This is a genomic window from Micromonospora coxensis (assembly GCF_900090295.1).
Classification (GTDB): domain Bacteria; phylum Actinomycetota; class Actinomycetes; order Mycobacteriales; family Micromonosporaceae; genus Micromonospora; species Micromonospora coxensis.
In genome coordinates this window covers 267,785-289,525 of sequence record NZ_LT607753.1, presented here as the reverse complement: position 1 = coordinate 289,525, position 21,741 = coordinate 267,785, and the positions used below count along the sequence as shown (strand labels likewise).

The 21,741-nt window shown below is 73.2% G+C and carries 16 protein-coding genes and 1 pseudogene; 10 read left to right on the top strand and 7 right to left on the bottom strand.

Features of this window, described 5'->3' with window-relative positions:
- Nucleotides 1-117 precede the first annotated feature (117 nt).
- Entirely contained in the window at nucleotides 118-1,221 is a 1,104-nt protein-coding gene (locus GA0070614_RS01370; RefSeq protein ID WP_088974270.1) for a DUF3626 domain-containing protein, read from the top strand.
- A 294-nt stretch (nucleotides 1,222-1,515) separates the two neighbouring features.
- On the top strand, nucleotides 1,516-2,208 hold the full coding sequence (locus tag GA0070614_RS01365) for a hypothetical protein (RefSeq protein WP_088974269.1): 693 nt from the start codon (nucleotides 1,516-1,518) through the stop codon (nucleotides 2,206-2,208).
- 89 nt (nucleotides 2,209-2,297) lie between these two features.
- Here the strand turns inward: GA0070614_RS01365 and GA0070614_RS01360 are convergent, their stop codons facing one another.
- Complete coding sequence (locus tag GA0070614_RS01360) at nucleotides 2,298-3,926, bottom strand: alkaline phosphatase D family protein (protein ID WP_088974268.1); 1,629 nt, start codon at nucleotides 3,924-3,926, stop codon at nucleotides 2,298-2,300.
- 857 nt (nucleotides 3,927-4,783) lie between these two features.
- Here GA0070614_RS01360 and GA0070614_RS01355 point away from each other — a divergent pair.
- A complete protein-coding gene (locus tag GA0070614_RS01355; protein ID WP_088974267.1) occupies nucleotides 4,784-5,380 on the top strand; it encodes a hypothetical protein in 597 nt (198 codons plus the stop codon).
- A 291-nt stretch (nucleotides 5,381-5,671) separates the two neighbouring features.
- Here GA0070614_RS01355 and GA0070614_RS01350 read toward each other — a convergent pair.
- Nucleotides 5,672-7,009: pseudogene (locus GA0070614_RS01350) on the bottom strand (MFS transporter); the annotation flags it as partial.
- 109 nt (nucleotides 7,010-7,118) lie between these two features.
- Entirely contained in the window at nucleotides 7,119-7,355 is a 237-nt protein-coding gene (locus GA0070614_RS01345; protein WP_088974266.1) for a hypothetical protein, read from the bottom strand.
- A 138-nt stretch (nucleotides 7,356-7,493) separates the two neighbouring features.
- Between GA0070614_RS01345 and GA0070614_RS01340 the strand changes: the two genes are divergently transcribed.
- The gene (locus GA0070614_RS01340; protein ID WP_088979130.1) at nucleotides 7,494-8,648 is read left to right on the top strand and encodes a geranylgeranyl reductase family protein; all 1,155 of its coding nucleotides are present in this window, start codon (nucleotides 7,494-7,496) and stop codon (nucleotides 8,646-8,648) included.
- A 13-nt stretch (nucleotides 8,649-8,661) separates the two neighbouring features.
- Here GA0070614_RS01340 and GA0070614_RS01335 read toward each other — a convergent pair whose 3' ends face one another.
- A complete protein-coding gene (locus tag GA0070614_RS01335) occupies nucleotides 8,662-9,696 on the bottom strand; it encodes an NAD(P)-dependent alcohol dehydrogenase (RefSeq protein WP_088974265.1) in 1,035 nt (344 codons plus the stop codon).
- A gap of 92 nt (nucleotides 9,697-9,788) precedes the next feature.
- On the opposite strand from GA0070614_RS01335, the gene GA0070614_RS01330 reads away from it, so the two are divergent.
- Entirely contained in the window at nucleotides 9,789-9,986 is a 198-nt protein-coding gene (locus GA0070614_RS01330) for a hypothetical protein (RefSeq protein ID WP_088974264.1), read from the top strand.
- Between the two features lie 61 nt (nucleotides 9,987-10,047).
- Here the strand turns inward: GA0070614_RS01330 and GA0070614_RS01325 are convergent, their stop codons facing one another.
- Nucleotides 10,048-11,841, bottom strand: coding sequence for a bifunctional metallophosphatase/5'-nucleotidase (locus GA0070614_RS01325; RefSeq protein ID WP_088974263.1), 1,794 nt, complete (start codon nucleotides 11,839-11,841; stop codon nucleotides 10,048-10,050).
- Nucleotides 11,842-12,063: 222 nt separating this feature from the next.
- On the opposite strand from GA0070614_RS01325, the gene GA0070614_RS01320 reads away from it, so the two are divergent.
- Entirely contained in the window at nucleotides 12,064-12,966 is a 903-nt protein-coding gene (locus GA0070614_RS01320; protein ID WP_088974262.1) for an SDR family oxidoreductase, read from the top strand.
- A 55-nt stretch (nucleotides 12,967-13,021) separates the two neighbouring features.
- Here GA0070614_RS01320 and GA0070614_RS01315 read toward each other — a convergent pair whose 3' ends face one another.
- Complete coding sequence (locus GA0070614_RS01315; protein ID WP_088974261.1) at nucleotides 13,022-13,675, bottom strand: nucleotidyl transferase AbiEii/AbiGii toxin family protein; 654 nt, start codon at nucleotides 13,673-13,675, stop codon at nucleotides 13,022-13,024.
- A complete protein-coding gene (locus GA0070614_RS01310; protein ID WP_088974260.1) occupies nucleotides 13,672-14,001 on the bottom strand; it encodes a hypothetical protein in 330 nt (109 codons plus the stop codon). Before GA0070614_RS01310 ends, GA0070614_RS01315 begins: the two co-directional genes overlap by 4 nt.
- 865 nt (nucleotides 14,002-14,866) lie before the next feature.
- Between GA0070614_RS01310 and GA0070614_RS01305 the strand changes: the two genes are divergently transcribed.
- From GA0070614_RS01305 to nrfD, 4 genes are all read left to right on the top strand, one after another.
- On the top strand, nucleotides 14,867-15,463 hold the full coding sequence (locus tag GA0070614_RS01305) for a hypothetical protein (RefSeq protein ID WP_088974259.1): 597 nt from the start codon (nucleotides 14,867-14,869) through the stop codon (nucleotides 15,461-15,463).
- 729 nt (nucleotides 15,464-16,192) lie between these two features.
- Nucleotides 16,193-19,486, top strand: a complete 3,294-nt coding sequence (gene fdh, locus GA0070614_RS01295) for a formate dehydrogenase (RefSeq protein WP_172892345.1) — start codon at nucleotides 16,193-16,195, stop codon at nucleotides 19,484-19,486.
- Nucleotides 19,479-20,579 (top strand): 4Fe-4S dicluster domain-containing protein, encoded by a 1,101-nt coding sequence (locus GA0070614_RS01290; RefSeq protein WP_088974257.1) that lies wholly within the window; start codon nucleotides 19,479-19,481, stop codon nucleotides 20,577-20,579. The genes fdh and GA0070614_RS01290 overlap by 8 nt, the downstream gene beginning before the upstream one ends.
- The gene (gene nrfD / locus GA0070614_RS01285; protein ID WP_231933467.1) at nucleotides 20,576-21,736 is read left to right on the top strand and encodes an NrfD/PsrC family molybdoenzyme membrane anchor subunit; all 1,161 of its coding nucleotides are present in this window, start codon (nucleotides 20,576-20,578) and stop codon (nucleotides 21,734-21,736) included. Before GA0070614_RS01290 ends, nrfD begins: the two co-directional genes overlap by 4 nt.
- Nucleotides 21,737-21,741: the final 5 nt, after the last annotated feature.

Genomic DNA, 21,741 nt, shown 5'->3' with positions numbered 1-21,741 from the left:
CGAACGGGCCACCATGGACGGCGTCGGCACCGCTCGGTCGGTCCGACCCCGGCCGCGGCACCCGGATTCGGCCCAATCCGTTCGACTCCGCCCGGGTCGGCGCCGATACTGCTGATCATGTCGACCCGCCCCGTCGCCCTGACCCCGGCGCAGTCCGCCGCGTTGCGTCACGTGCGGGAGACCGCCCTGCGGGACCGTCCGGTGGCACTGGCGGCCATCGCCCGCCGACTGGCCGGATCCGGTGCCGACCACCGGCCCGAGGAACTCGTCGCGGCGGTCACCGGGTACGGGCGGTTGACCGTCAACTTCCACCCGGACCGGCTGCTCGCCGACGGTCGCACCGTGGCCGAGGCGTTGGCCGACGAGGGGGTCTACCGCAGCCAGTTCGTCACCGGCATCTCCAACGGCGGGCTGACCGCGTACCCGGGTGGGGATCGGGACCGGTGGGAGGAGCGGCTGTTCGGCGGGGCGTACCAGCGGCCGGGCGTACGCGCGCGGGAGCGGCCCACGTACGGCGGGTTGAACCTGCTCGACCACCCCGACGGCGCCTGCCCCCGGTTCGGCTCCTGCCACCTGCGGCTACGCCCGGAGGTGCTGGCCCGCAGCACGTTCTGCTTCGGCGACAGCCACCTCGGCCCGAAACACCTGGGCACCGTCGACGTGTGCGAGCCGATCCTGGCCGCCCTGCTGGAGGCGACCGCCGGGACGGGGATCAGCCTCGGCGTCGCCGGGATGGACACCGGCCGGCTGGCGGCCACCCTGCTCGCCCGGCGGGAGCAGCAGGCGTGGCGGCCGGGCGCCGCCGGCCGGGCGCTGGACGACTACGTCGAGGCGCAGATCCACGGCGGCATCGAGCTGGCCCGGGACGTGGAGGCCCTGGTCGTCGACCCGTCGTTCCGGGACACCGACACCGGCGCGGTGCTGGCCGGCATCGCGGACCGGTACGGCGTCGCGCTGCTCTTCCACACCGGGTTCGCCCTGCCGGTGCAGGCCGTCGACCCGCAGTTCCGGGGCCCGGACGTCCCGCCCCTCGCCGCCCGGGTGCACGCCGAGTTCGCCCGCCCCGGGGAGCTGATCGACGCCGCCGTGATCGGCCGCGCCGCCGCCTCGGTGGTCCGCGAGCCCGAACGCTGGGTCGACCGGGGACCGACCGCGGACACTGTGCAGCACCTCAAGATGCTCTGGCACGTCCTCGTCCGGTTCGGCGCCGCCCGCCCCTGACGTCACCGGCGGGCCCGCCCGTCCGGTTCGGCACCACCTGCCGGTAGGCGTCGCGGCGGGGGCCCGTCGTCCGGTATCGCCCGGTTCCGCGCCGGGTGGCTCGTGCCCGACCGTCCGGATCGCGGGGTGACCCGTGCCGCACCCGACGGCGCAGGCGGCATTGCCGGAATGACGGACAGTGCCGAGCTGGTTGTGTCCCCCGTAGCACCGGCCGGCAAACCCCGGTCGGCGAGGCAGCACCCCCGCAGGGCGCTCACCCCGGAGCGCGTCGACACGATCGAAAGGGCAACCATCGTGAAGCAGGACTTCACTCGATGGCTCCCGGCCATCGCGAAGAACCGCCGGACCGTACTGAGCATCGCGGGCGTCGCCGCCCTGGGCGGACTGGCGCTCGGCCCCGCCGCCGTGGCCGCCCCCGTCACCAGCGCCCCGCACGCGGGCGCCGTCGCCGCCATCGACCTGGCCACCGGCAAGAGCCGCCAGGGCGCCACCGTCGAGTCGGCACTGACCACCGGCAGCCGGACCACCGAGGTGCCGGCCGGCAAGCCGACCCGGGACGAGCTCATCCCGCACGGCGTCGAGGGCGCGCAGTCCCGCATCCCGCTGGACGACGCCCAGCTCGCCAACGCCAAGGCCATCATCGCCGAGGCCAAGGAGACCGGTGTGGGGGAGCGTGGCGCGGTGATCGGCATCGCCACCTCGCTGCAGGAGTCCAAGCTGTACAACCTGGGCCACCTGGGCGCGTACAACGACCACGACTCGCAGGGCCTGTTCCAGCAGCGCCCGTCGTCGGGCTGGGGCACCCCCGACCAGATCACCGACCCCGAGTACGCCTCCCGGGCGTTCTTCGAGGCGTTGAAGAACGTGCACGGCTGGCAGGAGCTGCCGCTGACCACGGCCGCCCAGACCGTCCAGGTCTCGGCCTTCCCCTTCGCGTACGCGCAGTGGGAGGAGCAGGCCGCGGACATCGTCCAGCAGCACTGGTGACCCACCACCGGCCGGTCCCCGCACCACGGGGGCCGGCCGGTTGGCGTCTCACCGCCGGGCGGGGCAGGTCGCGCCCGCCCGGCGGCCCCTCACACCGACGGCGCGCTCTCCCGCCGCAGTTTCGCCGAGCCCGCGCCCACCGAGAAGCCCGACACCCAGCGGCTGGCGCTGTCACGGCGGGTCCGGTCGGCGAGGTGGTACCAGTCCATCCGGCAGCGCTGCGGGGTCACCTCCAGTACCCCGTACCCGTGCCCGTCCAGCTCCGTCCACTTCACGTGCGGGTTGGTCGACCGGATCAGCGAGGCGCCCAGCACGCTGAGCCCGTTGCCGGCCGGCAGCTTCAGGAAGTCGTTGACGTTGTCGCTGGTCACCGACGGCACCACGAACTCCGCCGCCGCCGGGGCGAACAGACCGGTCGACTTCGTCGTCACCTCGTTGGCCCAGGAGGTGTGGATGTCACCGGTGAGGAAGACGACGTCGCGGGTGCCGGTGGCCCGCAGGTGGTCGACCAGCTCGTTGCGGTCGGCGTTGTAGCCGTCCCACTGGTCGGCGTTGAGCACCGCGCCGTTCTGCGGCACCCCCAGCAGCGTGCCCAGCGGGCCGAGCAGCCACGCCGGCAGCGCCCCGACGTCCACCCGGGCCATCATCACCGGGTTGCCCACCAGCTTCCAGCGCGCCGTCGACGACGCCAGCCCCTGCTTGAGCCAGGCCATCTGCGCGTCGCCGGTGATGGTGCGCCGCGGGTCGTCCACCGCCGTCCCCGACGCCTGCTGCGACCGGTACGACCGCAGGTCCAGCATGGACAGCTCGGCGAGCTGCCCGAACCGGAACCGCCGGTAGATCGCGCCGTCCTCGCCGACGCGCACCGGCATCCACTCCTGGTACGCCTGCCGCGCCGCGGCCACCCGGTCGGCCCAGGCGCCCTCCGTGGCCGGAGTGTGGTTCTCCGCGCCACCGGACCAGGCGTCGTTGGCGGTCTCGTGGTCGTCCCAGGTGATCACCCAGGGCAGCGCCGCGTGCAGCGCCCGCAGGTCCGGGTCGGACTTGTAGAGCCCGTGCCGCACCCGGTAGTCGGCCAGGGTGAGCGTCTCGTGGGCCGGCTGCACCGGGCGTACCACCGTACCGCCCGCGTCGAACTCGCCGGTGCCGTACTCGTACAGGTAGTCGCCGAGGTGCACGACCAGGTTCAGGTCCCCCCGGTCGGCCAGCCGCCGGTACGCCGAGAAGTAGCCGGCCTCCCAGTTGGCGCAGGACACCACCCCCATCCGCAGCCGGTCGACCGGCGCGTCGACCGGCGGGGCGGTCATCGTCCGACCGGTCGGTGACCAGCCGTCGCCGTGGCCGAACCGGTACCAGTACGTGGTCGCCGGCGCCAGCCCGCTCACCGCGACCTTCACCGTGTGGTCGCGCGCCGCGCCGGTCGGCACGCTGCCCTGCGCGACGACCGTGGCGAAGTCCGGGTCGGTGGCGACCTGCCAGCTCACCTGGACGTCCGGCCCGACGCCGGAGCCGGGTGTCGCGTCGGGGGTGGGGGTGAGCCGGGTCCACAGCAGCACCCCGTCCGGCAGCGGATCGCCCGAGGCGACACCGTGCAGGAAGGCCGCGCTGTCGGCGTGGGCGGGAGCGGTGCCGGCGAGGGTGGCGCCGGCGAGCACCGCGGTGCCGGCGGATGCGCCGGCCAGGCGCAGGAGGGTACGACGGTCGAGGGTGTTCGTCATGGTCTATGTGTCTACCGGGGCGAGGGGTGTGCGCGCTGCCCCGTGCGGCGAGTGTTCGCCTGTCCTTCTACTGTGGTTCCGTCTGGGCCGTGTCCTTGTGCCGGCTGCGTCGTGGGGGCGGGGTGGCCCGACCGTGCCCGGCTCCTAGCGTTGGGGCTTGATCGCTGCGCCGGTCGCGGTCGGGCCACCCCGCCGTCGTGGTCGGCCGCCGTGCAGGCGTGCGGCGGCCGTCCGGGCCTGGGGGTTCTCGCCCCGTCTCCAGGCGGCCGGCCCTCTGCCGCGCGTCGGTGGTCGGTCGCCGTCCGTGCGTGCGAGGTCCGTGGTGTCCGTTTCGGGTACGCGGGCCGGGCTGTTCGCTTCGGGTCACGGGGTTGGTTGGCCGGTTTCGGGTGTGGTTGTTGCTGTCCTGGCGCCATCGACTGCACCTGAGGGTGGTGTGCGGGTCGGTCAGTCTGGGGTGGGTGTCCGGTTCGGGTGGCTGTTGTGGTGGCCCGCGTGTCTGGTTGGTGTCTGGTTGGTGTGCGGGGTCCTGTGGTCGGGGGCACTCGGGTGGCGGAATGGTGGCGGGGGCGGGGTCGTTACATTCTCTGGACGATCGCAGCAGCACACCCGGCTGCACCGGCCCTGGTATTCGGGCCTGACCCGGGAGTGTGGGGCCCGGAATGTTGGTGGCCCGCCGGTCGTTACACATGGTCCCGGCGCCGCAAGCCCCCGGGCTTGGCGTGACCGCGAACCCCTCAGGTTCGCGAGGAGCCGGACATCGACTTTCCCCCTGTTGTGTGAGCGCCTGTCGAGGTGCCCGCATGTGCTCGACCCCTCATCGAGCGTGTGTGTCGACCCCCGAATGGAGCTTTGCTATGAACACCACGATGCTGCGTAAGAGCGTTCTGGGTATTGCTGGTCTGGCTTTCGCCGGTGGTGTGTTCGCCGGTCCGGTGACCGAGGCGCACGCCGCCCCGGCTGCCGATGTGAAGACCGTCGCTGTCATGGCCGCTGACAAGCCGGCCGTGGACAAGGGCAAGCTGATTCCGCACGGTGTGCAGGGTGAGCAGTCGCGTATCGACCTGTCGGACGAGCAGGTCGGCAACGTCAAGGCGATCATCGCCGCCACCAAGAAGGCCGGTATGGACGAGCGGGCTGCGGTGGTGTCGATCGCCACGGCGCTGCAGGAGTCGAAGCTGGAGAACCTCGGCCACCTGGGTGAGCGTAACGACCACGACTCGCAGGGCCTGTTCCAGCAGCGCCCCTCCAGCGGTTGGGGCACGGTCGAGCAGATCACCGACCCCGAGTACTCCACCCTCGCCTTCCTGAAGGGTCTGAAGCAGGTCGACGGCTGGCAGGACATGCCGCTGACCAAGGCCGCCCAGACCGTGCAGGTCTCGGCCTACCCCGACCACTACGCCCAGTGGGAGCAGCAGGCCGCCGACCTCGTCGCCGAGCACTGGAACAGCTGACCCACCCACGCAACGCTGGCCGGCACCCCGAACACGGGGTGCCGGCCAGCGGCGTCTGCGCACCCGCCGCCCAGGCCGATCTTCCCGAGGGTTGATCATGAGCCTGGCGGCGGTGCGCCTCTCCGCCACTCCGCCAACGTCACCACCACCCCGATCCTGCGGTGACGGGAGAGTGGAAGGGCGAGAGCACTGCCGGCGCGTTCAGGAGCGGCCGACCCGCCCCGTACGGTCGGCCCGGCCCGTACGGTCGGCCCGCCCCGTACGGTCGGCCCGGCCCGTGCGGTTGGTGCGGCGGCGGTTCAGGGTGACGTCGACGAGTGCGGCGACCAGCGCCAGCGCGATGATCCCCGCCGCCAGCAGCAGCGAGTGCCGGAACGCCGTCGACCAGTCCCCGCGACTGTTCGCCAGCGACGAGAAGAACAGTGCCCCGACCGCTGCGATGCCGGCGGCGGAGCCGATCCGCTGGCCGGTCTGCAGCATCCCGGCGGCGCTGCCGGCCTGCGGCACCGGCACCTGCGACAGGGTGAGCGTCTGGTTGGGCGTGATGACCAGGCCGCTGCCCAGCCCGGCGAGCAGCAACGGTACGGCGGTGAGCAGCGGGACCGGGACGGTCGGGGCGCCGCGCAGGACGACCACCACCGCGCCGAGCCCGGCCACCACGACGACGAGTCCGATGCCGACCAGTGGCCGGCCGAGCCGGTCGACGATCCGGCCGCCGAGGGCGGACGCCAGCGCGGAGCCGAGGGCGAACGGCGTGATCGCCAGACCGGCCACCAGCGCGCTGTAGCCGAGGCCGCTCTGCAGGTAGAGGGTGAAGATGAAGAAGATCGCGGTGAAGCCGCCGAAGTAGACCAGCGCGATCAGGGTGCCCAGGCTGTACGAGCGCAGCCCGAACAGCCGCAGGTCGAACAGGGGCGTGGCGTGGCGGGCGTACCGGCGCTCCCACAGGGCGAAGCCGAGCAGCACCGCGACGCCGACCGGGATCAGCGCCCACTTCCACGGGCTCTGCCACTGCTCGCGTTGCACCAGCGGCAGGAGCAGGAGCAGCACCCCGACGCCGAGCAGCAGCACACCGAGCGGATCCAGTCGGTGCCGGTCGGGCTGCCCCGTCGGCCGGGCCGGCAGCAGCCGCCAGCCGAGCAGCACCGCGACGACACCCACCGGCACGTTGACGAAGAACACCCAGCGCCAGCCGTGGTCGGCGCCGCCGAGCTGGATGAGCAGGCCGCCGAGGAGCGGGCCGATCGCGGTGGAGACGCCGATGGTCGCACCGAGCAGACCGAACGCGCGGCCCCGCTCGGAGCCCTGGAACAGCTGCTGGATCAGGCCGGTCACCTGCGGGTTGACCACCCCGGCGGCGGCGCCCTGCAGCAGCCTCGCGGCGACCAGCCAGCCGGGGGAGGTGGCCAGGCCGGCGGCGGCGCTGGTCAGGGTGAACAGGGCGACGCCCACCACGAAGGCGGCGCGTCGCCCGTGGGCGTCGCCGAACCGGCCGGCGGGCACCAGGACCAGCCCGAACGTCAGCGCGTACCCGGAGAGCACCCACTGCACGTCGCTGGGGCCGGCCCCCAGGGACCGCTGCATCGACGGCACGGCGACGTTGACGATGCTGACGTCCAGCAGGGTCATGAACGCCGCGACGAGACCGACCCCGAGAGCGTGCCACCGGCGCCGGTCGTCGCCGGTGGCACTCACCGGCCGGGCACGCACGGTCGCGTGCCGCCGGGGCCCGGACGGGTCACGCCATCTGGCGGGCGCACCACCGGGGGCCGAAGTCCAGCCCGGCCATCGGCGAGTCCTCCCGGTGCAGCAGGTCCTTCTCGGTGAGCAGGTGCAGCGGCTGGTGCACGTCCTCCACCGCCATGCCCGCCTCCTGGGCGATCAGGTCCGGGTACGGCACCTGCCCGCGCGACTCCAGCGCCGCGACGGCGTCGTACACCCGTTCCTCGGCCTCCGACAGACGTACCTGCTGCATGGTGACCTCCTTGCCGTGACCCGCCCGTCCGCCGGGCGGTCTGGGTACCGCGGCTTACCCCGTGGGTGACCGACAATGCCCATCCGTTCGGTCGGTCGCGCGCGGCCGACCGGGCGGGTGTGCCCTAGGGTGGACGCCGTGATCATCTGGGATCTCGTCGTCGTCGGCGCCGGCCCCGCCGGGCTCTGCGCCGCGCGGGTCGCCGCCGCGGCGGGCGTCCGCACGCTGGTGCTGGACCGGGCCACCCATCCCCGGTACAAGACCTGCGGCGGCGGCCTGATCGGCACCTCGCTGTCGGCGGTGGCCGGCCGGATCGAGGTGCCCGCGCACGACCGGGTGGACCGGGTGACGTTCACCCGGGACGGGCGACGCGCCTTCACCCGCCGGCACCGCACCCCGCTGGTGGCGATGGTGCGCCGCGACGAGTTCGACGACCGGCTGCGCGCGGCCGCCGTCACCGCCGGGGCCGAGCTGCGCGAGGGCGTCGCCGTGCGGGGCGTCGACCAGGATCCCGACGGGGTACGCGTACGCCTGGCCGACGGCGACACCGTGCGGGCGCGGACGGTGATCGGGGCGGACGGCTCGTCCGGGGTGACCTCCCGGCACGTGGGTGTCCGGTTCCGACAGGTGGACCTGGGGCTGGAGCGGGAGCTGCCGGTCCCGGCGGACGTGCAGCGGCGCTGGCAGGGCCGGCTGCTGCTCGACTGGGGCGCCATCCCCGGCTCGTACGCCTGGGTGTTCCCGAAGGGGGCGTCGTTGACGGTCGGCGTGATCGCCGGCCGGGGCGAGGGCGACGGCACCCGCGCGTACCTGCGCCGGTTCGTCGACCGGCTGGGCCTGTCCGAGGTGGAACCGGAGCACGACTCGGGGCACCTGACCCGCTGCCGGGCCGACGACTCCCCGCTGCGCCGGGGCCGGGTGCTGGTCGCCGGGGACGCGGCGGGCCTGCTGGAACCGTGGAGCCGGGAGGGGATCAGCTACGCGCTGCGCTCCGGCGCCCTCGCCGGTGAGGCGGTCGCCGCCGGTGACCTCGACCGCTACGAGCGGGACGTCCGCGAGCGGCTGGTGCCGTCGATGCGGGCCGGGCACCGCCTGCTGGAGGTCTTCGAACGCCGGCCGGACGTCTTCCACGCCCTGCTGGCCACGCCGGCGGGCTGGTCGATGTTCGTGCGGTTCTGCCAGGGCCGGGCGAGTTTCGACCGGACGCTGGCCCACGCGCCGGTACGGGCCGGGCTGGCGCTGCTGGACCGCCTCCCGCCGGTCCGGCCTCCGATGGTCGCCCAGCCGCACTGACCGGGCGGGCCACTCAGGGCGTCACGACCGCCCGGCCGTGGATGTCTCCCCGGCGCAGCAGGTCGTACGCCTCGGGAGCCCGCTCCAGCGGGAAGGTCTGCACGTCGGCACTGATCAGACCGGCGCGGCCCAGCGCGATCACCTCCTGCAGTTCGGCGCGGGTGCCCCAGAACGGGATCTCGACGCTGGTCTCCAGCGGCAGGGTGGGCGGCGCGTCGGCGACCGGGTGGACCGGCAGCGTGCCACCGCCCAGCCCGACCAGGAGCAGCTTGCCGCCGGTGGCCACCACGGTGCGGGCGGTGGTCAGCGTGGCGTCCACGCCCACACAGTCGATCACCACGTCGGCGCCGTCGGGGGCCGGTCCGACGATCTCCCGGATCCGCTCGACCGCCTCCGGGCCGGCCTGCACCACGTGGTGCGCGCCCATCCGAGTGGCCAGGTCCAGGGCGGCGACGCTGGTGTCGACCGCGATGATCCGCACCGCGGTGGTGGCGGTCAGGATCTGCACCGCCATGTGGCCGAGCCCGCCGATCCCGATCACCACGCAGAACGTGCCCGGACGCAACGCCGGCCGGGCCAGCTCCACCGCGTGGTACGGAGTCAGCCCCGCGTCGGTCAGCGGCGCGGCCTGGGTGAGGTCCAGGTCCCCGACGTGCAGCAGGTTGCGGGCGGGCACGGCGACGTAGTCGGCGAGGCCCCCGTCGCGGCTGAGCCCGATGCCGCCCGGCGGCATCCGGCGGCACTGGTTCTCGGCGCCCCGCAGGCAGCCCCGGCAGGTGCCGCAGCCGACGATTCCGTAGACCGCCGCCCGGTCGCCGGGCGTCCACCCGGTGACCCCGGCGCCGACCGCCTCGACCGTGCCGGCGGTCTCGTGGCCCAGCGTGATCGGGGTGGGGAAGAGCCCCGGCGGGGCGTCCAGGATGTGCAGGTCGGAGTGGCAGGCGCCGACCGCGCCGACGGCGAGCAGCACCTCACCCGCCGCGGGCGTCGGGGTCGGGACCTCGACCTGCTCGAGCACCCCGGGACTGGTCATCCGTACCGCGCGCATGCTCGTCCTCCACCTCGTCGCCGACCGGTCGGGGTCCGGTTACCCCCGGCGGCGTCGTTGATGCCGGCGCGCGGCAGGAGGAGACTGTCGGTATGAGTGAGCCGGTTCCCGCGTCGTTCACCGACGAGGAGTACGCCTTCCTGCGGCACGTCCGTTTCGGCGAGCTGCCCGCGCCGGTGCGTCCGGACGAGCGGGTCGAGCTGCGGGAGACCGACGCCCGGCGGGACTATCCCGAACCGGTGGACGACCCCGACCAGCGGGCGCTCGGCCTGCTGCCGGGGGTGGGCTGACCGGGTACGCGGACGGGCCGCGGGTGCAGGGACACCCACGGCCCGTCGACGGTGACACGGGTCAGAAGACCGGCACGCCCTCGCGCACCAGCTTCCAGTTCGGCACGAAGAAGTCGGCCGGGTCGATGACGCCCTTGGCCTGCGCCCAGTCGATCAGCAGCTGGCGGATCTCCTGCTGCTGGTTGTAGACCTGGGTCTTCACGATGCCGGGGAAGTTGCCGCCGCCGCTGCGCCGGTAGTTGTTCACCGCGACGACGAACTGGGCGTCGTCGGCGATCGGGGTCTCGGTGCCGGGCAGGACGAGGCGGGTGATCCGCTGCCCGACCGGCTTGGAGATGTCGATGTCGTAGTCGAGCCCGGAGATCACGTCGTAGTTGTAGTCCGGGACGGCCGGGTCGCTGATGGTGGCCGGGTCGACGGCGGCGCCCACGGCCAGCGTCCGGAAGTACTTCGCCGAGTACTCCAGGTAGGCCCGCACCTCCGCACCGGTGAGCACCACGGCCTCGAGGGTGTTGTCGAAGACGTACAGGCCCGCGACGTCACGGATGCGCACGTCACCCTGCGAGAAGATCGCGGTACGGCTGAACGGCGCCGCGATGGACAGCACCGGCAGGGCCGCGTACGCCGTGCCCGCGAGCGCGGTGGCGACGACCTCGGTCTGGACGTGGTTGATGAAGTCCAGGATCGGGGTGTCCCTGTACCGGGACTCGGCGGCCGACAGCTCCTGCGAGGACTGGGCGACCACGGTGTTGACGTAGTTCACCGTCTTGGTGTGCTGGCCGCGCACGGCGGCGAGCACGGCCGGGTCCTCGACCACCGTGTTGGTGTTGAGCATGGTCGCGCCCTTGGCGAGGACCTTCCACCGGCCGCGCACCTTCTGGACGGTGAAGTCCATCCGGGTCAGCCGCTGGCCCCACTTGGACGGCTCGGCGGTGAGCACCTGCTCGCCGGTGACGGCGTTGGTGACGAACTTCTCCACCACCTCGGCGTGGGCGTGGCCGAAGAGAATCGCGTCGATGCCCGGCACCTGCTCGGCGATCAGCGCCACCGGGTTCTCGATCGGCAGCTCCGGGCCGTAGCTTGAGGTGCCGCTGTCGCCGCCGTGCGCCGAGATGATCACCAGGTCGGCGCCGCGCTCCCGCATGATCGGCACCCACTTCGCGGCCGTGGCGATCATGTCGGCGAAGATCAGCCGGCCCTCGACGTTGGCCTTGTCCCAGATCGCCGAACCCGGGTTGGTCAGGCCGAGGATGCCGACGTTGATGGTGGGGGAGTCCACCCCGCCGAGGCGCACCTTCTTGATCACGTACGGCAGGTAGGCCGGCTTGCCGGTCTTCTCGTTGAGCGCGTTCGCGGCCAGCGCCGGGAAGCCGAGCTGCTCGATCCACTTCGCCAGCAGCGGCAGGCCGTAGTTGAACTCGTGGTTGCCCAGCGTCACCGCGTCGTACCGGAGCACGTTCATGGCGTTGGCCATCGGGTGCGTCTCACCGGTGACGGTGATCGGCTCCTGCTTGGCGTAGTAGGTGGCCAGCGGGGTGCCCTGGATGGTGTCGCCGGCGTCGAGCACGAGGGTGGCCCTGCCCGCCCGCTCCGCGCGGATCTGGTTGACCAGGGTGGCCAGCTTCGCCACGCCGACGTCGTTGTGCCGGCTGTCGTCGTACTCGGCGTCCTTGTAGTAGTCCCAGTTGTAGACGTTGCCGTGGGTGTCCGAGGTGCCCAGGACGGTCAGGTCCCAGGTCTTCGGGCCCTTCGCCTCGGCGGCCCGGACGGGGGCGCCGGCGAGCAGGGGAGCGGTCGCCGCGGCGGCGGCCACGGCCAGCACCTGACGGCGCGAGGCGCCGGAGGAGGAGGTCAATGCGGTGCCTTTCCGATGGGGGTGAGGCGCCTCGTGGGCACCGATGCGCACCATAACGAGCCGCTGTCACTCCCGCCACAGGGGCCCGAGGTGTTTCACCCCACCAGCGCCACGGACCGTCTCCGCGTAACACCGGGGCGGTCCGCCGCGCTGCCGCGCCCGTTTCCGCACCCCGCCGAGGGGTAGGGCACACAGGGACCGGGACGGACGAAGGAGACACCCGTGAGCAACGACCAGTTCACCCCGCAGGACCCCACCGAGCAGTACGGCCAGCAGGAGGGGCAGCCGCCGCAGCAGCAGTCGGCGCCCGGCTCGACCCGTGAGATGGGACCGAAGCCCGACCACGGTGAGGAGTCGTACCGGGGCAGCGGCCGGCTGGAGGGCAAGCGTGCCCTGATCACCGGCGGTGACTCGGGCATCGGCCGGGCCGTCGCGATCGCCTTCGCCCGCGAGGGCGCCGACGTGCTCATCTCCTACCTCGGCGAGGAGGAGGACGCCGATGCCCGGGAGACGGTCCGGCTCGTCGAGCAGGCCGGCCGCAAGGGTGTCGCGGTACGCACCGACCTCACCGACGAGGGGCACTGCCGGGAACTCGTCGCGCGTGCCCTGTCCGACCTCGGCGGCCTCGACATCCTGGTGAACAACGCCGCCTACCAGATGTCGCAGGACGACGGGATCGCCGGCATCAGCACCGCCCAGTTCGACCGGGTCATGAAGACCAACCTGTACGCCATGTTCTGGCTCTGCCAGGAGGCGATCCCGCACCTGAAGGAAGGCGCCACGATCATCAACACCACGTCGATCCAGGCCTTCGACCCGTCGCCGCAGCTGCTCGACTACGCCACCACCAAGGCCGGCATCGCCAACTTCACCAAGGCGCTCGCCGCCCAGCTCGCCGAACAGGGCATCCGGGTCAACGCGGTCGCCCCCGGCCCGGTCTGGACCCCGCTGATCCCGGCGACCATGCCGGAGGAGAAGGTGAAGCAGTTCGGCACCGACACCCCGATGGGTCGTCCCGGCCAGCCCGCCGAGCTCGCCCCGGCGTACGTCTTCTTCGCCTCCCAGGAGTCCAGCTACGTCACCGGGGAGATCCTCGGCGTGACCGGCGGGCGTCCGACCAAGTGAGCCCCGTCCCGCCCGGGTGGCGGCCCCGCCACCCGGGCGTGCGCGTCCTCGACGGTCAGCGTGGCCAGTCGGCCAGCCGCCGCCGCAGCCGCGCCACCTGCGTGGCGTCCAGTCCGTAGCGGGTGAACCGGCGGTCCGCGACCCGGTCCAGGTACCGGCCGGCCTCCCGCACGTCGGAGTCGTCGAGCGCCGGGTCGACCTGCCGGGCCAACTCCAGCAGCTCGGCCACCGGGTAGTGCTCCAGCGCCGCCGCCACGTCGATGTAGTCGCGCACCTCGCGGCGGTTCACCAGCGCGGCGACCTTGTTCGCCACCAGGTCGCGCACGTCCATCACCGGGCCGAAGTCCATCACCACCGGCGAGCGGTACCGGTCGAGCCGGGCCAGGCTCAGCCGGATCTGCCGCGCCCCACGGGTCACGACGAAGTCCTTCATGTCCCGGTCGAAGCCGTCGAAGAGCCCCGCCAGATCGCTGTCCGGGTCCGCGTCGACGACCGTGTACCCGGCGCGCTCCAGGGCCGCGCGCACCTCCGTCGCCGCCGCCGCGGCCGCGCCCTCCACGTCGGCGAACAGGTCGACGTCCTCCGTCGGGCGGGTGACCAGGCCGTGCGCGGCCCAGGCCACCCCGCCGCCGAGCACGAACCGGTGCGGCCCGGCCGCCGTCAGGGCCACCCGGGCGACCTCCCGGTAGAAGTCGTGCAGGTGCGTCACGCGGTACGCAGACCCCGGTGCCGGCTCTCCCACGCCTGCCGCACACCCCGGGGCAGGTTCAGTCGACGCCACACCCGGCGCAGCGTGCGGCCGTCGATCAGCTGCCGCAGGTCGTCGGCCCGGGTGCTCTCCCGCAGCACGTTCTCGTACATCCACAGCAGGTCGTCCGGATCGGCCAGGTCGAACGTCCGCTCGCCGTTCCACATCAGCCGTACCGGCAGCTCCACCACACCCCGGGTGGGGCCGGCCAGCTCGGCCAGGGTGCGCGCCACCACGGCGGGCCGGCCCGGACGGGCCAGGCACGCGGGGGTCGCCGTGGTCTGCATGGCATCAGGGTAACCCCGCTGCGGGCCGATCCGGCCGACCCGGTGTCGACCAGATTGTCCTCCGCCCTCTCCGAACCGCGCGGCCTACGGCACGTAGGTGCCGGCTGCGTCGTGGGGGCGGGGTGTGGCCCGACCGTGCCCGGCCCTCGCAGTGGGCTTGATCGCTGCGCCGGTCACGGTCGGGGCACCCCACCGTTGTGGTCGGCCGCCGTCCGTGCGGGCGTGCGGCGGCCGTCCGGGCCTGAGGGTTCTCGCCCCGGGTCCAGGCGGCCGGCCTTCACCGCGCGTCGGTGGTCGGTCGCCGTCCGGGCGTGCGAGGTCCGTGGTGTCCGTTTCGGGTACGCGGGCCGGGGTGTTCGCCTCGGGTCACGGGGTTGGTTGGCCGGTTTCGGGTGCGGTTGTTGCTGCTCTGGCGACATCGACTGCACCCGGAGGTGGTGTGCGGGTCGGTCAGTCTGGGGTGGGTGTCCGGTTCGGGTGGCTGCTGTGGTGGCCCGCAGGTCCGGTTGGTGCCTGGTTGGTGTGCGGGGTCCTGTGACCGGGGGCACTCGGGTGGCGGAATGGCGGCCGGCTGGGGGTCGTTACACTCTCTGGACGATCGCAGCAGCACACCCGGCTGCACGGCCCTGATCCCGGGGCCTGGCCCGGGGGTGTGGGGCCCGGAATGTTGGTGGCCCGCCGGTCGTTACACATGGTCCCGGCGCCGCAAGCCCCCCGTGCTTGGCGTGACCGCGAACCCCTCGGGTTCGCGAGGAGCCGGACATCGACTTTCCCCCTTTGTTGTGTGAGCGCCTGTCGAGGTGCCCCGCATGCGGTGTCGTCCCCCGGCGACGCGTGTGTGTCGACCCCCGGATGGAGCTTTGCTATGAACACCATGATCATTCGTAAGAGCGTTCTGGGTATTGCTGGTCTGGCTTTCGCCGGTGGTGTGTTCGCCGGTCCGGTGACCGAGGCGCACGCCGCCCCGGCTGCCGATGTGAAGACCGTCGCTGTCATGGCCGCTGACAAGCCGGCCGTGGACAAGGGCAAGCTGATTCCGCACGGTGTGCAGGGTGCGCAGTCGCGTATCGACCTGTCGGACGAGCAGGTCGGCAACGTCAAGGCGATCATCGCCGCCACCAAGAAGGCGGGCATGGACGAGCGGGCTGCGGTGGTGTCGATCGCCACGGCGCTGCAGGAGTCGAAGCTGGAGAACCTCGGCCACCTGGGTGAGCGTAACGACCACGACTCGCAGGGCCTGTTCCAGCAGCGCCCGAGCTCGGGTTGGGGCACGGTCGAGCAGATCACCGACCCCGAGTACTCCACCCTGGCGTTCCTGAAGGGTCTGAAGCAGGTCGACGGCTGGCAGGACATGCCGCTGACCGAGGCCGCCCAGACCGTGCAGGTCTCGGCCTACCCGGACCACTACGCCCAGTGGGAGCAGCAGGCCGCCGACCTCGTCGCCGAACACTGGAACAGCTGACCCACCCACGCAACGCTGGCCGGCACCCCGAACACGGGGTGCCGGCCAGCGGCGTATCCAGCCGAGCCGCCCGGCGGTCAGGCCGCCCGCCGCATCGATCATGAGGGTGGTGGCGGTGTGGATCTCCGCGACTGTCAACCCCGAGGAGGGATGGGGGCGGGTGGCGTGGTCAGTAGCGGCGGCACGTCCACACGTCCACAGCCCCCTGGCGGTTGAGGCATCGTTCGTCGGTCCGGCCGGGGGGTGCCCGCGAGGCGGGCTGAGATCTTGGCGAGTTGTCGTTCACCGCGAACGACAACTCGCCAAGATCTCCTCCTGTCCGCGCCTTGCGCAGGCCGGTGTGGCTGCCCCAGGGGGCGGGTCCCGGTCCGGGTCGCCGTGCGGTGGTCGGGAGGCGAGCCTCTGATCGCGGTGCGGGGCGGTGGTGGGGGTCACTGGGGGTGGGGGAAGGGTGAGGGCGGGTAGCGTGTTGAGTCGGGTGTCGGTGTGTCCAGTGTCCCCGGGCCTCACCTGAAATGCCGTCGCGGAATTCCGTTCGGCTGGAGCCGCGTCGCGCCACGCGCCGAGAGGCGACCTGCACACCGGCACCCTTCAGCGCCGCCCCCGACCCACCCGGTCGGGGGCGGCGCTGTGTCGTACGCCGAAAAAGATCGACCACTCGGCTCGCGGACCCCGAGGGGCTGGCCTATGTTCAGGGGACGTCGGCTCGCGCGGGAGGAGGTGCGCACGGTGGGGATCCGTACCTTCATCGAGGGCTGGCCGGTCTACCGGCAGCTCACCGGCACCGACCCGCTCGGCCGGGGCGCGGCGGCGCAGTCCGCCCGCTCGGCGCGGCTGACGGCCCGCACCGAGGACGCCGACACGGTGGCCCGCTCGGTCTGCCCGTACTGCGCGGTGGGCTGCGGGCAGCGGGTCTTCGTCACCGACGGCCGGGTCACCCAGATCGAGGGCGACCCGGACAGCCCGATCTCCCGGGGCCGGCTCTGCCCGAAGGGCTCGGCCAGCAGGAGCCTGGTCACCAGCCCGCTGCGGCAGACCACGGTCCGCTACCGCCGGCCGTACGCCACCGAGTGGGAGGACCTGGAGCTCGACGTCGCGCTCGACATGATCGCCAACCGGATCCTCGCCGCCCGCGAGGAGACCTGGGAGGACGTCGACAGCGAGGGCCGGCCGCTGAACCGGACGCTGGGCATCTCCAGCCTCGGCGGGGCGACGCTGGACAACGAGGAGAACTACCTCATCAAGAAGCTGTTCACCGCGATGGGGGCGCTGCAGATCGAGAACCAGGCCCGGATTTGACACTCCGCCACCGTCCCCGGTCTGGGGGCCAGCTTCGGTCGCGGTGGCGCGACGGACTTCCAGCAGGACGTCGCCAACGCTGACGTCATCGTCATCCAGGGCTCGAACATGGCCGAGGCCCATCCGGTGGGCTTCCAGTGGGTCATGGAGGCCAAGCGCCGGGGCGCGAAGGTCTTCCACGTCGATCCCCGGTTCACCCGGACCAGCGCGGTGGCCGACACGTACCTGCCGATCCGCGCGGGCACCGACATCGCGCTGCTCGGCGGCGTCGTCAACCACATCCTGACCAACGAGCTGGACTTCCGCGAGTACGTGCTGGCGTACACGAACGCCGCGACGATCGTCAGCGAGCGGTTCGTCGACGCCGAGGACGGCGACGGCCTCTTCTCCGGCTTCGACCCGGAGACCAACAGTTACGTGCAGGACAGCTGGCAGTACGCGGGGCACGAGTCCGACTCCGGCAGCGGCCACACCGCCAAGGAGCGCGACACCGCAGCCGGCCTGCGGCACGAGTCGCACGGCGCGGAGGTGCACGGGCAGACCCTGCGCGACGAGACGTTGCAGCACCCGCGCTGCGTCTACCAGATCCTGAAGCGGCACTTCGCCCGCTACACCCCGGAGATGGTGGAGCGGGTCTGCGGGATCCCCCGGGAGAAGTTCCTGGAGCTGGCCCGCGCCTGGACGGAGAACTCCGGCCGGGAGCGCACCGGGTGCCTGATCTACTCGGTGGGCTGGACCCAGCACAGCGTCGGGGTGCAGTACATCCGCACCGGCGCGATCATCCAGCTGCTGCTGGGCAACATGGGCCGCCCGGGCGGCGGGATCCTGGCGCTGCGCGGACACGCCAGCATCCAGGGCTCGACGGACATCCCCACCCTGTTCAACCTGCTGCCGGGCTACCTGCCGATGCCGCACCACGCCGACCACCCGAGCTTCGACGAGTGGGTGGACAGCATCCGGCACCCGGGCCGGAAGGGCTTCTGGGGCAACGCGCGGGCCTTCGGCGCCAGCCTGCTCAAGGCGTACTGGGGTGACGCGGCGACCCCGGAGAACGACTTCTGCTACGGCTACCTGCCCCGGATGACCGGCGACCACGGCACCTACCAGCAGGTGCTCAACATGATCGACGGCAAGGTCAAGGGGTACTTCCTGCTCGGCCAGAACCCGGCGGTCGGCTCGGCGCACGGCCGTGCCCAGCGCCTCGGCATGGCCAACCTCGACTGGCTGGTGGTCCGCGACCTGTTCATGATCGAGAGCGCCACGTTCTGGAAGAACGGCCCGGAGGTCGCCACCGGCGAGATCGTGCCGGAGCAGTGCCGCACCGAGGTGTTCTTCCTGCCCGCCGCCTCGCACGTGGAGAAGGAAGGCACCTTCACCCAGACGCAGCGGCTGGTGCAGTGGCGGGAGAAGGCCGTCGACCCGCCCGGCGACGCCCGCTCCGAGCTGTGGTTCTTCTACCACCTGGGCCGCCGGCTGCGGGAGAAGCTGGCCGGCTCGGACCGGCCGCGCGACCGGGCGCTGCTCGACCTGGCCTGGGACTATCCCACGCACGGTCCGCACGCCGAGCCGGTCGCCGAGGCGGTGCTGCGCGAGATCAACGGGTACGATTTGGCGACCGGCCGCCCGCTGTCGTCGTTCGCCGAGGCGAGGGACGACGGCTCCACCGCCATCGGCTGCTGGATCTACTCGGGCATCTACGCCGACGGCGTCAACCAGGCCGCCCGGCGCAAGTCCCGGCACGAGCAGGACTGGGTGGCCGCCGAGTGGGGCTGGGCCTGGCCGGCGAACCGGCGCACCCTGTACAACCGGGCCTCCGCCGACCCGCAGGGCCGGCCGTGGAGCGAGCGGAAGAGGTACGTGTGGTGGGACCCGGAGAAGGCCGAGTGGACCGGGTACGACGTGCCGGACTTCGAGCGGACCAAGCCGCCGACGTACCGGCCGCCGAAGGGCGCCGCCGGGCCGGAGGGCATCGCCGGTGACGACCCGTTCGTCATGCAGGGCGACGGCAAGGGCTGGCTGTACGCGCCGAGCGGGGTGCTCGACGGGCCGCTGCCGACGCACTTCGAGCCGGCCGAGTCGCCGATGCGCAACCCGCTGTACGGGCAGCAGGCCAACCCGACCCGCAAGGTGTACGCGCACCCGGTGAACTCGGTGAACCCGAGCCCGCCGCAGGAGCACAGCCAGGTCTTCCCGTACGTGTTCACGGTCAGCCGGCTCACCGAGCACCACACCGCCGGCGCGATGAGCCGGACGGTGCGGCCGCTGGCCGAACTCCAGCCGGAGATGTTCGTGGAGGTGTCGCCGGAGCTGGCCGCCGAGGCGGGGCTGACCCACCTGGGCTGGGCGCACCTGATCAGCGGCCGGGCGGTGATCGAGGCGAAGGTGCTGGTCACCGACCGGCTCACCCCGTTGCGGGTGGACGGCCGGGTGATCCACCAGCTCTGGTTGCCGTACCACTTCGGGTTCGAGGGCATCGTGACCGGCGACTCGGCCAACGACCTGTTCGGCATCACCCTGGATCCGAACGTCCTGATCCAGGAGAGCAAGATCGGCACCTGTGACGTACGCCCCGGACGCCGGCCGACCGGCCCGGCCCTGCGTGAGCTGGTCGCCGACTACCAGCGGCGGGCCGACCTGGTCCCCGGCCGGACGCCGCCGATGGTGACCGTCGACCGTCCGGCCGCGCCGACCGACGAGGGGCCGGGGGAGCACGCCGATGCCTGACGCTAACAGCCTCTACGGCCCGCTCGACCCGGCGCCGGACGCCGGCTGGGTCGACGCGGGCCCCCGGATGGGCTTCTTCACCGACACCAGCGTCTGCATCGGCTGCAAGGCGTGCGAGGTGGCCTGCAAGGAGTGGAACGGCGTCCCGGACTCCGGTTTCGACCTGCTCGGCATGTCGTACGACAACACCGGCGCGCTGACCGCGAACTCCTGGCGGCACGTGGCCTTCATCGAGCAGCCCCGCCCGGCCGGGCACCGTACGCCGCCGTTCGCCGGCACCCCGACGGGCGGCTCGGCGAGCGCGGCGTCGGCGGCGGTGGCGGCGGGCAGCGCCGGCGGCTCGGGCACCGACCCGGGCGTGCCGCCGGGCACGGCCGACGCCGCCGCCCGGATGGCCGCCACCGCGCGCACCGGCGACGCGTCCGCCGAGGCCGGGGTGAGCGGGCCGGCGTCGAACGGGACCGCGTTCCTCGGGATGCCCGGCTCCCAGCCACCGGGCCGGGGCACCGGCGCGCAGGAGCGCACCGACTTCCGCTGGCTGATGATGTCGGACGTGTGCAAGCACTGCACCCACGCGGCCTGCCTGGACGTCTGCCCCACGGGCGCGCTGTTCCGCACCGAGTTCGGCACCGTGGTGGTGCAGGAGGACATCTGCAACGGCTGCGGCTACTGCATCTCCGCCTGCCCGTACGGGGTCATCGACCAGCGCAAGGGCGACGGCCGGGCGTGGAAGTGCACGCTCTGCTACGACCGGCTGGGCGCGGGCATGACCCCGGCCTGCGCGCAGGCCTGCCCCACCGAGTCGATCCAGTACGGCCCGTTGGACGAGCTGCGCGAGCGGGCCGCCCGGCGGGTCGGGCAGCTGCACGAGCGGGGCGTGCCGGAGGCCCGCCTCTACGGCCACGACCCGACCGACGGGGTGGGCGGCGACGGCGCGTTCTTCCTGCTGCTGGACGAGCCGGAGGTCTACGGCCTGCCACCGGACCCGGTGGTGACCACCCGTGACCTGCCGAGGATGTGGAAGCGCGCCGGCCTGGCGGCGCTGGCCATGGCGGCGGCGACCGTCGCCGCGTTCGTCGGAGGTCGGTCGTGAGTCCGCAACGGCCCGAGGTGGGCGAGCTGTTCCGCCGGTTCCGGCAGCGCCTGACGCACGGCGGCCCGGTCCACCCGGGACGCCCGTCGGTCCAGTTGGGCCACGGCGGCAAGGTCGGCGCGGGCCCCGCCGGAGCGAGCCCCGAACCCCGCCCGCCCCGCGACGTCGCGCCGCTCGACCGGCGCAGGCGTACCCGTCGCGGCGGTGAGGAGCTGCGCGTCCCCGCGGCCGAGTTCACCTCGTACTACGGCCGGCCGATCCTCAAGCCGCCGGTGTGGCGCTGGGACATCGCCGCGTACCTGTTCACCGGCGGCCTCGCCGCCGGGTCGTCGCTGCTGGCCGCGGGTGGGCAGCTCACCGGACGGCCGGCGCTGCGCCGCGCCGGCCGGGTCACCGCGCTCGGCGCGGTCACCGCCAGCGCGTACTTCCTCATCAACGACCTCGGCCGGCCGTCGCGGTTCCACCACATGCTGCGGGTGGCGAAGCCGACCTCGCCGATGTCGGTGGGCACCTGGATCCTCAGCGCCTACGGCCCCGCCGCCGGGGTCGCGGCGATCGCCGAGGTGGCGTCCCGGCTGCCGAGGCGGGGTGTGCCCGGGTTGGCCCGTCGGCTGCTGCCGCCGGCCGGGCAGGTCGCCGGGCTGGCCGCCGCCGCCACCGCGCCCGCCCTGGCCACGTACACCGGGGTGCTGCTGGCCGGGACGGCGGTGCCGTCCTGGCACGAGGCGTACCCGGAACTGCCCACCATCTTCGCGGGCAGCGCCCTGGCCAGCGGCGCCGGTGTCGGCCTGATCGCCGCGCCCTGCGCGCAGGCCGGCCCGGCGCGACGCCTCGCGGTCGCCGGCGCGGCCCTGGAACTGTGGGGCGCGCACTCGGTGGAGACCCGCCTCGGGCTGCTCAGCGAGCCCTACCGGACCGGCACCGCCGGGCGGCTGCTGCGCGCCGGGCGGGCGCTGACGGCCGCCGGGGTGGCCGGCGCGCTGGTCGGCCGGCGCAGCCGGGCGGTCTCCGCGATCTCCGGCGCGGCGCTGCTGGCCGCCTCCGTCGCCACCCGGTTCGGCATCTTCCACGGCGGCGTCGCCTCGGCCCGGGATCCGAAGTACACGGTGCTGCCGCAGCGGGAGCGGATCCGCCGCCGGGAGGCCGGCGAGGTCTGAGCCTC

Bases quoted from the DNA above. Each gene is read 5' to 3' on its own strand.
- GA0070614_RS01370 (WP_088974270.1), top strand. From the start codon at position 118: ATGTCGACCCGCCCCGTCGCCCTGACCCCGGCGCAGTCCGCCGCGTTG.
- GA0070614_RS01360 (WP_088974268.1), bottom strand. From the start codon at position 3,926: ATGACGAACACCCTCGACCGTCGTACCCTCCTGCGCCTGGCCGGCGCA.
- GA0070614_RS01355 (WP_088974267.1), top strand. From the start codon at position 4,784: ATGAACACCACGATGCTGCGTAAGAGCGTTCTGGGTATTGCTGGTCTG.
- GA0070614_RS01345 (WP_088974266.1), bottom strand. From the start codon at position 7,355: ATGCAGCAGGTACGTCTGTCGGAGGCCGAGGAACGGGTGTACGACGCC.
- GA0070614_RS01335 (WP_088974265.1), bottom strand. From the start codon at position 9,696: ATGCGCGCGGTACGGATGACCAGTCCCGGGGTGCTCGAGCAGGTCGAG.
- GA0070614_RS01330 (WP_088974264.1), top strand. From the start codon at position 9,789: ATGAGTGAGCCGGTTCCCGCGTCGTTCACCGACGAGGAGTACGCCTTC.
- GA0070614_RS01310 (WP_088974260.1), bottom strand. From the start codon at position 14,001: ATGCAGACCACGGCGACCCCCGCGTGCCTGGCCCGTCCGGGCCGGCCC.
- GA0070614_RS01305 (WP_088974259.1), top strand. From the start codon at position 14,867: ATGAACACCATGATCATTCGTAAGAGCGTTCTGGGTATTGCTGGTCTG.
- GA0070614_RS01290 (WP_088974257.1), top strand. From the start codon at position 19,479: ATGCCTGACGCTAACAGCCTCTACGGCCCGCTCGACCCGGCGCCGGAC.